At 60.5% G+C, this 16334-nt stretch carries 9 protein-coding genes and 1 pseudogene; 1 reads left to right on the top strand and 9 read right to left on the bottom strand.

Features of this window, described 5'->3' with window-relative positions; all coding sequences use genetic code 11:
• Window positions 1-15: 15 nt before the first annotated feature.
• The 6 genes and pseudogenes from B8P98_RS01225 to bcsB form a co-directional block, all read right to left on the bottom strand.
• Window positions 16-1518 (bottom strand): M16 family metallopeptidase, encoded by a 1503-nt coding sequence (locus B8P98_RS01225; RefSeq protein ID WP_095032667.1) that lies wholly within the window; start codon window positions 1516-1518, stop codon window positions 16-18.
• A gap of 219 nt (window positions 1519-1737) precedes the next feature.
• A complete protein-coding gene (locus B8P98_RS01220) occupies window positions 1738-3024 on the bottom strand; it encodes a dicarboxylate/amino acid:cation symporter (RefSeq protein WP_002921438.1) in 1287 nt (428 codons plus the stop codon).
• 156 nt (window positions 3025-3180) lie between these two features.
• Complete coding sequence (gene hmsP / locus B8P98_RS01215) at window positions 3181-5187, bottom strand: biofilm formation regulator HmsP (RefSeq protein WP_217353406.1); 2007 nt, start codon at window positions 5185-5187, stop codon at window positions 3181-3183.
• A 242-nt stretch (window positions 5188-5429) separates the two neighbouring features.
• On the bottom strand, window positions 5430-8909 hold the full coding sequence (gene bcsC, locus B8P98_RS01210; RefSeq protein ID WP_095032665.1) for a cellulose synthase complex outer membrane protein BcsC: 3480 nt from the start codon (window positions 8907-8909) through the stop codon (window positions 5430-5432).
• Window positions 8891-10000: a cellulose synthase complex periplasmic endoglucanase BcsZ gene (bcsZ, locus tag B8P98_RS01205; RefSeq protein ID WP_080897550.1), complete on the bottom strand. Its 1110-nt coding sequence runs from the start codon at window positions 9998-10000 to the stop codon at window positions 8891-8893. The genes bcsC and bcsZ overlap by 19 nt, the downstream gene beginning before the upstream one ends.
• A 3-nt stretch (window positions 10001-10003) precedes the next feature.
• Window positions 10004-12202, bottom strand: a pseudogene (gene bcsB / locus B8P98_RS01200) (cellulose biosynthesis cyclic di-GMP-binding regulatory protein BcsB); the annotation flags it as partial.
• Between the two features lie 31 nt (window positions 12203-12233).
• Here bcsB and B8P98_RS01195 point away from each other — a divergent pair.
• Entirely contained in the window at window positions 12234-13286 is a 1053-nt protein-coding gene (locus B8P98_RS01195) for an IS5 family transposase (RefSeq protein ID WP_095032664.1), read from the top strand.
• A gap of 134 nt (window positions 13287-13420) precedes the next feature.
• Here B8P98_RS01195 and dppF read toward each other — a convergent pair whose 3' ends face one another.
• Genes dppF through dppC form a run of 3 tightly spaced genes read right to left on the bottom strand, consistent with a single transcriptional unit; the run spans window position 13421 to window position 16327 of the window.
• Window positions 13421-14434 carry a dipeptide ABC transporter ATP-binding subunit DppF gene (gene dppF, locus B8P98_RS01190; RefSeq protein WP_025714057.1) on the bottom strand — a complete coding sequence of 338 codons (1014 nt, stop codon included), beginning with the start codon at window positions 14432-14434 and terminating at the stop codon, window positions 13421-13423.
• Window positions 14431-15414, bottom strand: a complete 984-nt coding sequence (gene dppD / locus B8P98_RS01185) for a dipeptide ABC transporter ATP-binding protein (RefSeq protein ID WP_025714058.1) — start codon at window positions 15412-15414, stop codon at window positions 14431-14433. The genes dppF and dppD overlap by 4 nt, the downstream gene beginning before the upstream one ends.
• A gap of 10 nt (window positions 15415-15424) precedes the next feature.
• Complete coding sequence (dppC, locus tag B8P98_RS01180) at window positions 15425-16327, bottom strand: dipeptide ABC transporter permease DppC (RefSeq protein ID WP_080897604.1); 903 nt, start codon at window positions 16325-16327, stop codon at window positions 15425-15427.
• Window positions 16328-16334: the final 7 nt, after the last annotated feature.

Genomic DNA, 16334 nt, shown 5'->3' with positions numbered 1-16334 from the left:
GGAGAGGTCGTTCAGTTACTGCCCTGGCGGGATGTCGCTGGCCTCGCTGTGGGCGTCAACCGTATCGGCGCTGCCGCCGGTCGTCGTCGCCGCCGGATTTGGCGCCATCAGTTTTTCCCACGTGGCCTGCAGCTCCTTCATATTGTATTCCGGTTCGCCTTTCGGCTGCTGCAGCACCAGCGCCATGTCCTGCGAGAGCTGCTGGCGCAGGTACTGGTTCAGCATGTCCACCGTCAGGGAGTTAAGGAACTCCTGACGCAGCTTCTGGTACTGCTCCGGCGCGATATCCACCACCTGATTTTGCAGGGAGCGCATACGCTGACTCATCAGAATGTCGGTGTCAGTGCGCGCATAGGTGGCAAACAGCTTCTGCAGCTCGAGGCTTTTCTGAGCGATAAGCGCGTCAAACTCCTCCTGCGGCAGCCCGTTGTCCCGCACTTTCGCCAGCTCGCGCGAAACCACGCTCAGGTTGTTGTTCAGGCGCTCGCCCGGGGAATCGATGTTGATGGCGCACTGCGCGCGCTGATAGAGCACCCGGCAGTCAAAGCCAAGGCCAATATCCTTCACGTTATTTTTGCTCAGGCTCTGCTGCACGTGCCAGAACAGCGCTTCACGGGCGAGATCGTCACGCCAGTAGCGCTGCAGCGCCGCGGAGTCGCGGATCGGCTGCCATGGCGCATCCCACATGATGGACAGTTTGTCCTGACGCACCGCGTTGGTCATGATGCTGACCGGCACGGTAGGCAGCGGCGATAAGGTCGGCACCGCTGCGGGGGTTTCCCGCTTGCCCTTCAGATCGCCAAAGGTCTTATTGATTTGCTCGGCAACGCTGCGGCTGTCGACATTCCCCACCACGATCAGCGTCATGGCGTCGGGGGTGTACCATTTTTGATAAAAGTCTTTCAGCTGAGCCACGTCGATCGGCTGCTTCAGCGGCGCGGCGGGGTCATGGCCCAGCATGGTGGACCCTTTCAGGCGATAGCGCCACCAACCCTCTTTGGTATCCAGTGGCCAGGTCGCCACCATGTCGCTGCCCTGCAGCGCATGATTGATCGATTCAGGCGTAATGGCCAGTTTACCGCTGGCGTCCGCCAGCCAGCTCAGCGCCTCTTTCAACAGATCGTTGCGGTTATTGGGCAGGCTGAGATTAAACATCGTGTAATCGTAGGAGACGATGGCCGGCGGCAGAGGACGCTTCGGGTCAATACTCTGCTGCCATAAAGAGCGCGCCTGCATCGTCGGCAGGCTGCCGCTTTGCGTCAACGCCAGGCGGGGAATAAAGCGGCTGAAACCGCTCTGCTGAGTGCTTTCGCTCAGCGAGCCAATATTGACGGACAAACGGACTTCGATACGGTCGCTGGGACGTTGCGGCGTGGCCAATACCTGCCACGACAAACCATTCGCTAAGGTCCCTTGTTGCCAGGCCGGATCAGGCTGGAGCGCTTCTGCCTGCACATAACCGGCCGCCGCTACCATCAGCAAACCGCCCGTTAAGAGTTTAATTGTTGTGCCCTGCATGTGAACCCCTGATGAACATTCCTGGTTACAACAGCACCCCACTGACGGGCTGCCGAAAAAAGTGAGAGTGAAATACGTCGGTTAGACCACACGGAGACGAAAATGTCGCATGACAACGTAAAATAATCATTTCGTGTCATTCCCGCCGGGCGGGAATGACCTCTAATTATGCGCAGGAGGCCGTACTCCAGCAAGGGAGTACGGGCCTAAGAGGAGGATTTAAGAGGATAATTCGTGCGTTTTGTTCGCCGGAACACGGTTATTCAGAACGTCATCCATCTGTTTGGCATCCAGTTCTTTCACCCATTTCGCCACCACCACCGTGGCAACGCCGTTACCCACCAGGTTAGTCAGCGCGCGGGCTTCGGACATAAAGCGGTCGATACCGAGGATCAGCGCCAGACCAGCCACCGGTAAATGACCGACGGCCGAGATGGTCGCCGCCAGCACGATGAAGCCGCTGCCGGTCACCCCTGCCGCCCCTTTCGAGGAGAGCAACAGCACCACCAGCAGGGTGATCTGATGGAAAATATCCATATGGCTGTTGGTCGCCTGAGCGATAAAGACCGCAGCCATGGTTAGATAGATAGAGGTGCCATCGAGGTTGAACGAATAGCCGGTCGGGATCACCAGGCCCACCACCGATTTACGGCAGCCCAGCTTCTCCATCTTGTCGAGCATTCTCGGCAGCGCCGATTCTGATGAGGAGGTCCCCAGCACAATCAGCAGCTCTTCACGGATATAGCGGATAAATTTGAAGATGCTGAAGCCGGTGGCCCGGGCGATGCTCCCCAGCACCACCACCACGAACAGGATACAGGTGATATAGAAGCAGATAATCAGCTGCCCCAGCTGCACCAGGGTGCCGACGCCATATTTACCGATGGTAAAGGCCATGGCTCCGAAGGCGCCGATCGGCGCCAGGCGCATGATCATATTGATAATGCCGAAGATAACCTGGGAGAAGCTTTCAATGACGTTGAAAATCAGCTGGCCCTTGCTGCCCAGACGGTGCAGGGCAAAACCAAAAAGGACGGCGAACAGCAGAACCTGCAGAATGTTGCCGCTGGCGAAGGCGCCAATGACGCTGCCCGGGATCACATCCAGTAAAAAGGCCACTACCCCTTGATCTTTAGCCTGCTCAGCGTACACCGCCACCGCTTTCGCATCGAGCGTTGACGGGTCGACGTTCATCCCGGCGCCGGGCTGCACCACGTTGACGATAATCAGACCGATAATCAGCGCGATGGTGCTGACCACTTCGAAATAGAGCAGCGCCACCGCCCCGGTACGGCCGACGGCTTTCATGCTTTCCATCCCGGCGATCCCCGTCACGACGGTACAGAAGATAACCGGAGCAATCACCATTTTAATCAGCTTAACGAAGGCGTCGCCGAAGGGTTTCATTTGCGCGCCCAGTTCCGGGTAAAAATGGCCCAGCAGAATACCGATCGCTATGGCCGTCAGCACCTGGACATAGAGGCTTTTAAAGATAGAGGTTTTCATAGGGTGTCCTTTGGGAATAACCACAGAGCAAGAAGGGATATTTGACGTCTGTGGCTTAAAAATAACACCCTGGAAACATTTCAGAAATAACTAACGCCGAAAGTGCAACGCAATTGTTAAAATCTTTGAGCTGACTCGCACAAGTCAACAAAACATTTACAAATTTACATCCTCCCGGGCCGGGGAGAGATAGCGCGCGCTGAATGCCTCCTGCGGTAAAGCGCAACCGAACAGATGGCCCTGGAGCACCTCGACGCCGGCGGCTTGCAACCAGCGGCGCTGGGCGTCGTTCTCCACCCCTTCCGCCACGATACGCAGCGACAGGCCGCGCGCGAGCTGGATCATCGCCGGCACCATGCTGACATCCTCCGGCAGCATATCGATGAATACCTTATCAATTTTCAGAATATCCACCGGCAGGGCCTTCATCTGCTGCAGCTGGTGCAACCCGGCATAACCCATGCCAAAATCATCCAGCGCAATCTGCACCCCGGCCTCGCGCAGGGGGCGCAACCGGGCCATCACATCCTGCGGATCGTCCATCCGGCAGCTCTCCGTCACCTCGAGGATGAGGGTGCCCGGGGCGATGCGGTAGCGGGCGATCAGCTTCAGCATCTCCTCGCCGCGGTCATGCTCCAGCAGCTGGAGCAGCGAAACATTGACCGACAGCGGCAGCATAATCCCCTGGCTTTGCCAGGCCGCAAGCTGGCGGCAGGCCTCTTCCATTACCCAGTAGCCGACCGGGATAATCAGCCCGCAGGACTCAATGCGCTCAATCAGCGACGGCGGTAGCGACCAGCTGCCATCCGCCTGCCGCTGGCGCAGCAGTACCTCGGCGCCGCAGATCTCGCCGCTGGCGCAGGCCACCTGCGGCTGCAGCCAGATAGCGAACTGCTGGTTGTCGAGGGCGGTCATAATGTCATGCTCTTCCATCAGGCGGCGCTGAGCCTTTTCCATCTGCTCGGGATCGAAGAACTCGATCTGGTTTTTGCCTTTACGTCGTGCGGTGACGGCGGCCGATACCGCGCGACGGTAAAACTGCTCGGCGCTGAGCCCGGCGTGGAACATGGCGATCCCGACGCTGGCGTAGGGCCGCAGCTGCAGCCCATGCAGCGGTAAACGCTCATTAATAATAGTGAGCACTTGCTTACTTAACGTTACCGCCTGCCACGGTTCGGCGAGGCCATCGGCGAGAATCGCGAAGTCATACCCGCTCACCTGAGCCAGCACCATCTGCGGCGGGATCGCGGCCCGCAGCTTCTCCACCAGCGTCAGGAGCAGCATTTCGCGCTGACTCTCCTTGATGACCCCGGCGGCGTCCTGCAGGGTTTCACAGGCGACGACGATCAGCGCGGCGCTCTGCGGGCGGGCCACCGTCTGCTCCAGCATCGCCAGCAAAAAGGCTTTATTCGGCAGCTCGGAGACCGGGAAGCGGGTCGACTGGATGGACAGCTCATCATGCTGGCGGACCAGGCTCTGCTGGTTGCGGTTATAGCTGCGCACCAGCATACCGATCTCGTCGTCATGGTGCAGGCGCGGGAGGGTCAGCTGATGGCCAAGACGCTCCTGCTGGGAGAGATCGTTCAGCTCGCGGGCGATACGCCGCAGAGGGCGAACCATCAGCCGGTTGATGCACCAGGTGAGCGCCACCGTCAGCATCAGCACCAGAAGTAAGTAAGCAGTCACTAACGTGGCAAGGGCGCTCATGACGAATTTATACATGCGATAGGAGTCGGCCTGCAGCACCAGATAGGCCAGCGGCTGCGGGTTGGCCGGCCGCTCCAGCGAATAAATGGGCAGCGAAATCTGCACCGGCAGCTCAAACAGCCGGGTGACGGTCACCGGCACCGGCCGCTCGGGGATAAACCGCATCCGCAGCGCCTGGAACTGGTTCGGCAATACCACGTCCGCCCGGCTGACGATGCCAGCAGGCTGGATACGGCTTAAAATGGCTTCCGCTTCCGGAATATCGGCTTTCAGAATAGCCGCAGACAGCGGTTCGCGAACGGATCGCGCGATACTTTCTAACTGCGTGGCCGTGGTAAAGCGACTCTGTTGCACAAAGTGAAACAGCAAAATAGTGCAAAAAACCAATACAAAGGCCATGGACACGCTCGCGACCATCGCCATCTGTTTGATTGTAAGTGAACGGCTGACGCGCAACGGTGTTCTCCACTGATACTGAATGCATACCCGGTATCAATCCTTCAATCCCGGTCATTTCAGGCTGATTATATACTTAAATCCTTCGCCCACGCCCGCGAGGGATGAAGTGACGGGATATTTCCGCGCGGTGGCGCAGACGCCGGGAAGTCTACCCGGCGGCCGACGGTGGGCAACGCCTCACGAGTATACGCGAAGCGCGCTTTAGAGTGGCGCTCTGTCATGTAATTCAGTCTATTCTGCTACCAGTCGGCGTAGGGCACCAGCGGCTGGGGCGGCATATCCAGATCCCCCTGCCAGCCGGCCGCCGAATAGCGAACGTACAGCAGCGCATGGCTTGGGGTGTAATCCTTCGCCTGCTGAATATCGACCGCGGCGCCGACAAACCAGTTGCTGGTCACCCGCCGCTCCACCAGCGCTCTGGCAGTGTAACCGAATCCCTGGCTGCTGCTCCCCTCCTCCGTCAGCTGGCTGGCGCGCTGGCGATAGTCAGACGGGATCAGGTTCAGTAGCGGATAGCGGGCCTGCGTCTGGGTGCGCGAATGGGACCATGATACCGACCCGCCGAGCTCCCAGGACCAGTTCTCGGTGCGCTGACGCCAGGTCACCGGCACGGCGAACGAGAGATACTCCTGCGGGCTGTAATAGCCGCCCTGGCCGAGGGTGTAGCCGCTGAGATCTTTGTCGTAGTGCCAGATCATATTGTTGAGGCCGACGGTGACGCGACGATTATTCTCGTTGACGACCTTGTAGTAGTAGCCGGTCATCCAGCGCACGCGCCAGTTATCCGCCACGTTTTTACCGGTCAGCGAGTCGGCCCCCAGCGAGGACCAGATGCCGTGCGCTTCGCCCCGGTCATAGCTGAGGCTCAGGCCGCCGCCAGCGGCGCGAACGCCGCCCCAGGTGGTGCCGGTATGGCTGTCGCTATCTTTCTGCCCGCCAAAGGAGAGTAGCGAGCTGGAGATGGGCCGCCGGTGGACGTTGACTGTATACCCCACCGGCCCGACGTCGCTACTGTAGCTCAGCCCCCCCACCACATCGACGACATTAAAGCCCATCGGCGTGGTGCCGATATCGCCGCTCCAGGTGTCATTCTTCCAGCCGACCGCCACGCTGGCCCCGCTGTCGGTCTGGTTTTTACTGCCGCTGGTGCAGGCGATCTCCCCGCAGGTGCCCCAGCTGGGCGAGTAGCTCCCGTCGCTGGCGGTGGAAAAACTGCCGGCATCCATATTGACCAGGTCGGTACGGAAGAACATCCGGCCATCCGCCAGCGGGGCATCCACCTGCAGCATGGTGGTATGCGCCTTCAGGTCGGAATAGCCGCCGGTGCCGCTGGAACCCCAAAAGTCGTGTTCCAGAGTGACGTTCAGATCCTGCTGGCGATAAAGGTCGGCGGCATCGCTGCGGATCCCGCGCTTCAGCCAGTCATCCCGGCTGTCGTTACGCGTCAGCCGCGTAAAAGTATCGTTATCCTGCGGCGACGTGGGAGTGATGCCGGAGGCCACCATCGCCTCCCGGTAATGCGTCAGCGCCTGCTGCGGCTCCCCGCTCCGGGTGGTAAAGCGCGCGGCATCGCGCAGCACCAGCGCGCTCTCCATGGAAGGCGGCTGCGCCTTCGCCTGCGGCACAATCTGGTTAAAAATCCGTTGGGCGTCAGGGGTATCGCCAAGGCCGGCTCGCGCCAGGGCGATCCGGCGCTGCATATTCATGGATTCAGTCTCTGCGCCTTTCAGCTGCATGACCTGCGCCCGGGCGGCGGGTTTATCCCCTTCAGCCAGGTAGACTTCCGCAAGGCCGAGTCGCGCATCGCCGTTGTCGGCTTCCTGACGCAGTACCCGCTGGTAGTCGGCAATCGCCGTCTGGCTGTCGCCGCGCTGCTGCGCCCAGTCGGCGAGCGTCAGGTCATAGCGCACCGAAGGCGGCTGCTGTTTGATAAGGGCAATCGCCTGGGCTTCGTCACCGCTGTCGCGCAGCTGGTTAGCCTGGCGCAGCACCCGGTCGCTTTGCAGGCGCGCCTCCAGTTCACGAATGTTATCCGTCCACGCGCTGCGCGGCAGGGCGGCGATTTGCGCCAGGGCCAGATCGTCCTGGTCGTTCCCCGACAGGTAGAGTCCCGAGGCGTAGACCCGCTCGGCATCCTGCGGCTGGCGGTTGACCATCGCCCGCATCAGCGCGTCGGCCTCCTGGCGTTCACCGGCGCTGACCAGATCCCGCGCCAGACGGTAGGTTATCCACACGCTGTCCGGATCCAGCGCCAGGCGCCGACGCTGGACTTCCGCCGCCTGCGCCCAGTTGCCCTGGCTCTCCAGGGCCTGCGCCTGTTGCTCAAGCCGATCGTTGGTCAGGCTGCGCTCGATATCATCGATGCTCCGCCGCTGGGCTGGCGGGAGGCCGGCGATCCAGGCGCTGGCTTTCTCCGGCGATTCGGCGCTATAGAGGTTGGCCAGGCCGCGCACCGCCAGATTATTACCGCGATCCAGGCGCAACGCCTGCTGGTAATAGCGCTCCGCCGCCGCCGACTCTTTGCGCGCCGCCGCGACGTCCCCCAATCCCAGCACGGCATAACTGTCGGTGCGATCGACCCGCTGCGCCTGGGCATAATAGTTCTGCGCCTGCGAAAGCTGGCCAGCTTTCAGGGCGTTATCCCCCTGCTTGATCAGCAGCCAGTAACGGTTGGTTTGTAGCAGGCTGTCCCATTTGCCGCGGTTCGGGCTGTCGGGGTCCATCGCAATCGCTTTATTGAGCTGGGCCACCGCGCGCGCGCGGTCACCGCGCTGGGAATAGGCCTGGCCGAGAGCGCCCACCGCGTCGCTGTCGCGGCTGTCGGCCTGAACGGCTTTCTGCAGATCCGCCACCGCCTGAGAGGTATTTCCGGATTTGACCGCCGCCAGCCCTTCCGAGCGGGCGCGGAAGGTCGGATCCTGCAGCTGCGCCTGCTGCTGGTCGAGCAGAACGCGGGCGTTCGCCGCCACCGAGCCGGTAGGAAACTGCAGGAGAAATTGCTGCAACGCCTGCACGCTGGCCTTGCTCACCGGCATGCTTTTCACCTCACTGAACCACATGTCGGCGGCGATGCCGCGTCCTGAGGCCGAGCGGGCCAGCTCCGTCAGATAGGCAAACCCTTCCTGCGGTTTGTTATCGGCAAACATCTGCTTCGCCAGCGAAGTCAGCAGGCTGACGTTGCCCGGCGCGCTGGCGTTCAGTTTTTTCAGCTGGCTGACGCCTTCGCTATGGCGAGCCGGCAGGCGCGCCACCAGCGTCCAGTATTCAATGGCGACGTCAACGTCATCCGGTACGCCGCCGTACAGTTTTTCATAGGCGGCGATGGCTTCATCGACCTTCCCGGCCACGCCCAGCAGTCGCGCCTGCTGCAGCGCCTGCCGGCCTTCGCCGGTGTTGCTTTTCATCTCATTACGCGACGCCTTCAGCTCCGGAGAATCCGGCGCCAGCTTCGTCAGCCGCTCCAGCTCTTTTTGCGCCCCGGCGGCATCCCCCTGACGCAGCAGGTAGCGCATCCGCGCGGCAATCAGGTCCGGGTTGTTGGGGTCAATCAGCTCCAGACGATACAGCGACTGGCGCACCAGGTCTTCACGATTGCTGGCCTCGCCGAGACGCACCTGCTCCAGCAGATGCTCCTGGGCAGGCGTCGTCGCCGCCTGCGCCAACGGCAGCAGCGCAACGCCAAGGGACAGCGTGAGTAAACTTAGTGAGAGCTTGCGCATTCCTGGTTCCAGTCAGGTTGTAATTCGCCACCCGCAGTGAAACGAAAACGGTGTTGATCCCAACCCTGGCCAAACAGCGTCAGAACTGCGCTGTAGTAGGCATCCGCGCCGGGATAGTTATCGGCGACGCGCTGGCGTTGCACCGACCGGGCCTCGTCGTCCTGTAAAAACGGCAGCATTGCCGCGGAGAAGCCCACTGGCCCCTGGCCGCTGGTTTTGCCGGTGGCGATATTCACTTTCTCCGGGGGTACCCCCTGCTTCGTGGTCTGCGCCGCCATCGGCGCGAAGCGTTGCAGCAAACGCGCTTTCTGCTTATCGCCATCATGGAGCATGCCCACCCACAGGTAGACGCGAATCGCGTCATAGCTGCCGATCGGCGGCTTTTCGGTTTTCAGCTGCCAGCCTTTCCCTTTCTCATAGCGCACCCAGTCCGGGGTAAAGCCTTTCGGCGCGGTCTCCAGCAGCAGGCGCAGGTTACTGTCGCGCAGAGCGGGCCACGGCGCGCCAAAACGCACAAAGTAGGTGGCCAGCTGCGGCGGAAGATAGCTGGGGTTAAACCGCCAGCCGCTGTCATCGGCAAAACCGACTTTTCCCGGCAGCAGCATCGTGCCGAGGCCCGGCACCGCCACCGTCTCTTCAGCGACAATCCGCGCCAGCAGGGCTTTACCGGTCTCGGTGTACTGCGGCTGTTGCCACAGGCGGCCCGCCTCCAGCAGCGCCCAGGCTATCCACAGATCCGAGTCGGACGCCGAGTTGCTGTCCAGCAGGGTCCACTGCTCATCGTCCTTTTTGCCCCACAGCCAGCCCGGCAAATGTTGTTTCAGATCGCCTTCCGCCAGGTTGTTCTGCGTCCAGGTCAGCAGTTTGTCGAACCCCGCGCGATCGTTGGCCGCCAGGGCGAAAAACAGGCCATAGCTCTGCCCTTCGGAGGTGGAGATTTTGCGCGCATCGCTGGGGTCAATCACCCGTCCCTCAGGGCTGACGTACGCTTTTTTAAACTGCTCCCAGGCGGGCCACTGGCAGGCGGCGCCCACCTGGCCCGCCGCCAGCAGCAGCGCGGAGAGCACCGCGCCACAAAGTACTTTCATCATGGTTTATTCATCATCCAGGCTAAGACGGCGGCGACTGATGATGCGCAGCATGCGCCACAGCACCCACGCCAGCAGCACAATACTGATAGCGGCGAAGATCGCCAGCAGTATCGGGTGGTTAGAGAGCGCGAACCAGATGCGCTCGAACCAGGGCAGATGACCCACGTAGTAGATATCCCCTACCCGCAGACTGTTGACGCCGGACTCGCGGATCACCGCTACCGAGCCAAACATTGCTGCCCGCTTACCGCTGTCGTTGAGGGCGTTGGTCAGCAGTTCATTACCGCGCGGGCTGTCGGCCAGCAGGGCCACCACGCTGCGCTGATCGTTATACGGCGACTGGAAGCCAATCACCGCCGCCATCGGCCCGGAAGAGGTAATATCGGTGCGGGTATTGGGCGTGCGGGCATCGTCATCGGGATAAATGCTCGCCAGGTCATAGTGGCGCATCGGCATTTTCACCCAGCTTTTGGTCGCCTCGACCAGCAGGTTGATTTTGGTGTCGTCCTTGAGGGACGACGGGATCGCGCCGATCAGCAGCAGATCCGCGTCTTTGTTCTTGATCTGGTTGCCATCGTCGGTCATCTGCAGATTAATCGCCGCCAGACCGGTTTGCGAACCGATACCGCCCAGCGCCTGCAGCAGCGTCGCCACCTGACCCTGGGTCGGCGCTTTCGGCACCACCACCAGCGTGTCGGAGAGGTCGGCCATACGGCTGTAAGGGAAGCCCGCATTGGCGAAGACGCGCAGGTCCGGCAAGGCGATAAAGTGATAATACTTCGAGAAGTCGATGGTCGAATCGTCGCCGATCACCACATGGTTCTGCACCGGCTGGAAGGTAATACAGTTGTCGATAGAGCCGCCCGGCATCGGGTTCATGTACTGGAAGTCAAAGCGCAGCTGGTTGACCGCCCCGAGACGCAGCGCGGGGATAGTAACCTCCGATTTGCCGTCCAGCAGCCCCTGCAGCACCGGCAGGCGCAGGATCAGTTTGTTTACGTCCTGGGAGCTGTTCAGGCTGAACGACTGCAGGAACTGGTCGTTGAGGCTGATATCCATCCGCGAGCTGTCCTTCACCGGCGGCATGGTGTAGCGATATTTCAGATCCATATCGATGCCGTTGGCCCGTAGCAGATAGAGATCCGGCGGCAGGTTAAGCGCCACGGTGATGGCATCCGGCACCAGGCCGCTGGACTGCAGCTGTTGCTCATAGGTTTTCAGTTCAGCAAAGGTGACCGAGCGGTCGGTGCGCACCCAGTTTGGCGCATCGTAAGGCTGACGCGGCTGCAGGGTTTTGATGCCGTCCACGGTGACGCTGTCGCCGCGGAACAGAATATTGCCCTGGGCAATCCCCTTCGCCGCCAGCAGCAGATCGTTATCATCGCGGCCGAAAATCACCAGCAGTTTGACGTAAGGATCGTTCGGGTTGTCGATCATTTCGATGGTCGGCGCCTTGACCGGCGGATGATCGCGCAGGAAGTCCGGGCGCTTGTCGTTGGTGGCGAACACAATGGCGTTACGGTCCGGCAGTTCGTTGAAATAGACCGGGAACTGCTGGCCGCGCCAGCCGGCCTTGCTGCCAAACCACGAGGCGACAATCGCCGCCGCCTGCTGCTGGGCGACCGCAGGCGAGCCCGGGAAAATCATCGGCAGCGTCAGCGGGCGGTTATCGCGCTGATCGTAGAACGGCACCGGGAAGTGCGACAGATCGTTACGCACCTTCAGCGACTGGTAGGTTAAATCCAGATAGCTTTCGCGCCCGACGTCCAGCCACAGCGTGCTGCTGGCCGGGTTTTCACAGACGTCGCGATAGTGGCCGACAAACTCCAGCCGTACGCGGTTGAAGTCGGTTATATACAGGGGGTCAATCGGCAGCTGCGCGCGGATCTTTTTCCCCAGCTGCTCTTTGGTCACGGGCAACACGCCCATCAGCTCATCGTTGAGATAGACTTTCAGCTGCGACTGGACGGGCAGCAGCGAGGGCGACGGAGTATATTCCAGATTGAGCAGCGCGTTGGCGACCAGCTCATCGCTGCGCATGCCGAATTCGACCGACGCGTCAGGCCGTGAGCCGCGCAGCACGATGCTGCCGGGCGGCGGCGCGATGGTGGCAAAGGTCAGCTTCACCTCCCGCTGCGGGACGTTCTCGGCCACCGCCGCCGGGGCGGTCGATTCGCTAAGCGTCGTCGTTGGCTCGCCGAGGCTTTGTTGAATAAATCGAACTTTTGCTGAGTTGAAGGATCAGATCACGCATCCTCCCGACAACACAGACCATTCCGTGGCAAAGCAAAAGTTCAGAATCACCAACTGGTCCACCTACAATAAAGCTCTCATCAACCGTGGCTCCCTCACTTTCTGGCTGGATGATGAGGCGATTCAGGCCTGGTATGAGTCGGCAACGCCTTCATCACGAGGAAGGCCCCAGCGCTATTCTGATCTCGCCATCACCACCGTTCTGGTGATTAAACGCGTATTCCGGCTGACCCTGCGGGCTGCGCAGGGTTTTATTGATTCCATTTTTGCCCTGATGAACGTTCCGTTGCGCTGCCCGGATTACACCAGTGTCAGTAAGCGGGCAAAGTCGGTTAATGTCAGTTTCAAAACGTCCACCCGGGGTGAAATCGCACACCTGGTGATTGATTCCACCGGGCTGAAGGTCTTTGGTGAAGGCGAATGGAAAGTCAGAAAGCACGGCAAAGAGCGCCGTCGTATCTGGCGAAAGTTGCATCTTGCTGTTGACAGCAACACACATGAAGTTGTCTGTGCAGACCTGTCGCTGAATAACGTCACGGACTCAGAAGCCTTCCCGGGCCTTATCCGGCAGACTCACAGAAAAATCAGGGCAGCCGCGGCAGACGGGGCTTACGATACACGGCTTTGTCACGATGAACTGCGCCGCAAAAAAATCAGCGCGCTTATTCCTCCCCGAAAAGGAGCAGGTTACTGGCCCGGTGAGTACGCAGACCGCAACCGTGCCGTTGCTAATCAGCGGCTGAGCGGAAGCAATGCACGGTGGAAATGGACAACGGAATATAACCGTCGCTCGATAGCGGAAACGGCAATTGCTAATCAGCGGCTGAGCGGAAGCAATGCACGGTGGAAATGGACAACGGAATATAACCGTCGCTCGATAGCGGAAACGGCAATGTACAGAATTAAGCAGTTGTTGGGAGATTCACTGACGCTGCGTGACTACGATGGTCAGGTAGCGGAAGCTATGGCCATGGTGCGTGCGTTGAACAGGATGACAAAGGCTGGGATGCCAGAAAGCGTGCGTATTGCCTGAAAATCCAGCCAGCTACAGGGTCGTTCGCACGAAATCTTATTTATTCAACAAAGCCCATAAAGAGCAACAATATGCGGGAGGGTGTCATTCCCGCAGGAAGAGGCGCTCCCGGCCAGACGACCGGGAGCGCAATATCAGGCGAGATTTTTTTGCGGATTCTCATCCTGATCGACGGCAAAGCAGGCCACCAGCTGGCCGCCGTACTCCTTCAGCTGCGGCTGAAGCTGGGTGCAGGGACCGAAGCGACGACGGCAGCGCGCATTGAAGGCGCACCCCGGCGGCGGGTTCAGCGGGCTCGGCAGTTCGCCGGTCAGCTTGATCCGCTCGCGACGGTCGTCCGGGTTCAGCCGTGGCGTCGCCGACAACAGCGCCTGCGTATACGGATGGCGCGGATTGTTGAAGATCTGGTCTTTGGTACCCTTCTCCACGCAGCGGCCGAGATACATCACCATCACTTCATCGGCGATGTGCTCGACGACCGACAGGTCGTGGGAGATAAACACGTAGGACAGGCCTAAATCCTGCTGCAGATCCATCATCAGGTTCAGCACCTGGGCACGTACCGAAACGTCCAGCGCGGAGACCGGCTCATCGGCAATCACCACATCCGGATCCAGCATCAGCCCGCGGGCAATAGCGATACGCTGGCGCTGACCGCCGGAGAACATATGCGGGTAGCGATCGTAATGCTCGGTTTTCAGGCCGACCTTCGCCATCATCGCCAGCGCTTTTTCACGCCGCTGCTCTTTGCTCAGGCTGCTGTTAATCAACAGCGGCTCTTCCAGAATCTGCCCCACTTTTTTACGCGGGTTCAGCGAACCGTACGGGTTCTGGAACACAATCTGGATTTTTTGCCGCCGCAGCTTCTGCGCCTGCGGGTCGTGCTTAAGCAGATCCTGCCCCTGATAATACAGTTCGCCGCCGGTGGGAATTTCAATCATCGTCAGCAAACGACCCAGCGTCGATTTGCCGCATCCCGACTCCCCCACTACTGCCAGCGTTTTACCGCGCTCAAGGGTAAAAGAGACGCCGTCCAGCGCTTTCACCAGTCGTTCCGGGGCGAATATCCCCTTCTTCACCGGGTAGTGTTTTTTCAGATCAATGGCCTGCAACAGCGGTTGTGGCGTGGCGGCCTTTTGCGTACTCATAATCCAGGCCTCCCGGCATCATCGAGTGGGTAGTGACATTTAGACTGACGGCCGCCGGAAAGATCCGCGAGCACCGGCTCTTCGCTCCGGCATTTATCCGTGGCGTAGGGGCAGCGCGGGTTCAGCAGACAGCCGGCAGGACGGTCATATTTCCCCGGCACCACGCCCGGCAGCGAGGCCAGACGCGCTTTATCCTGGGCAAACTCCGGCAGCGCGCGCAGCAGCGCCTGGGTATACGGATGACGCGGCGCGCGGAAGATATCCTTCGCGTCGCCGGTCTCCACCACCTGGCCGGCGTACATGACGATAATTTTATGCGCGGCCTCGGCCACCAGCGCCAGGTCGTGAGTGATCAGCACTAGCGCCATATTCTCCTGCTGCTGCAGCTCCAGCAGCAGTTCGATGATCTGCGCCTGAATGGTCACATCCAGCGCGGTGGTCGGTTCATCGGCAATCAGCAGTTTTGGCCGACAGGCAATCGCCATCGCGATCATCACGCGCTGACTCATCCCGCCGGAAAGCTGGTGCGGGTAAACATCAAGCCGCGACGCCGGGTCGGGAATGCCCACCAGGTTCAGCAGGTCGATGGCACGCTGGCGGCGGGTTTGCTTATTGCCGCCCTGATGGACTTTGATCGCTTCCATAATCTGGTAGCCGACGGTGTAACACGGATTGAGGCTGGTCATCGGATCCTGGAAGATCATCGCCACCTCCGCTCCCACCAGCTGGCGCCGCTCTTTTTCAGAGATGCGCTGCAGGTCGCGGCCATTGAACTCCAGTTTGTCCGCCATCACCCGGCCGGGATAGTCAATCAGGCCCATAATTGCCAGCGAGCTGACGGATTTACCGGAGCCGGATTCACCGACGATGCCAACCACTTCGCCCTGCTTCACGCTATAGCTGATGCGGTCTACGGCGCGGAACGGCGCGTTCTCATCGCCGAAATGCACCGATAATTTATCTACATTCAATAACGCCATCTCGAACCTCTTACTGCTTCAGTTTGGGATCGAGCGCGTCACGCAGACCGTCACCCATCAGGTTAAATGCCAGCACCGTCAGCAGGATCGCCACGCCCGGGAAGGTCACCACCCACCAGGCGCTCTGCGCGAACTGCAATACGTCGGAGAGCATGGTGCCCCACTCCGGCGTCGGCGGCTGCGCGCCCATGCCGAGGAACCCCAGTGCGGCCATGTCGAGAATGGCGTTAGAAAAGCCCAGCGACGCCTGAACGATCAGCGGCGCAAGACAGTTTGGCAGAATATTGACGAACATCTGGCGCATCGCGCCGGCGCCCGCCACGCGGGAAGCGGTCACATAGTCGCGGTTGACTTCGACCAGCACCGCGGCGCGCGTCAGACGCACATAGTGCGGGAGCGCCACGAAGGTCAGCGCCAGCGAGGCATTGACGATAGACGGCCCGAAGATAGCCACCAGCACCAGCGCCAGCAGCAGGCTCGGCAGCGCCAGCATAATATCGACGACGCGCATGATGATGGAATCCACCACCCCGCCGAAATAGCCCGCCACCAGGCCGAGCACCACGCCAAGGATCAGCGACAGCACCACCACCAGACAGCCCACCAGCAGCGACAGGCGGGCGCCGTACATCAGGCGCGACAGAATATCGCGACCCACGTCGTCGGTACCGAGCAGATGCGCCAGGCTGCCGCCGTCCTGCCAGAACGGCGGCGCCAGCAGCGAATCACGGAACTGATCCGCCGGGTTATACGGGGCGAGGAAGTTGGCGAACACCGCGATGACGATCATCACTACCACGTAAACCAGACCGACGACCGCCCCTTTGTTGCGTTTGAAATAGTGCCAGAACTCATGCAGCGGGGTCATGGGCACCGGCGCAGCGATAACTTTATTTTCAGTAACTTGTGACATGATGGCC

The organism is Klebsiella quasivariicola (genome assembly GCF_002269255.1).
Taxonomy (GTDB): domain Bacteria; phylum Pseudomonadota; class Gammaproteobacteria; order Enterobacterales; family Enterobacteriaceae; genus Klebsiella; species Klebsiella quasivariicola.
This window is presented reverse-complemented; position numbering and strand designations above follow the sequence as displayed.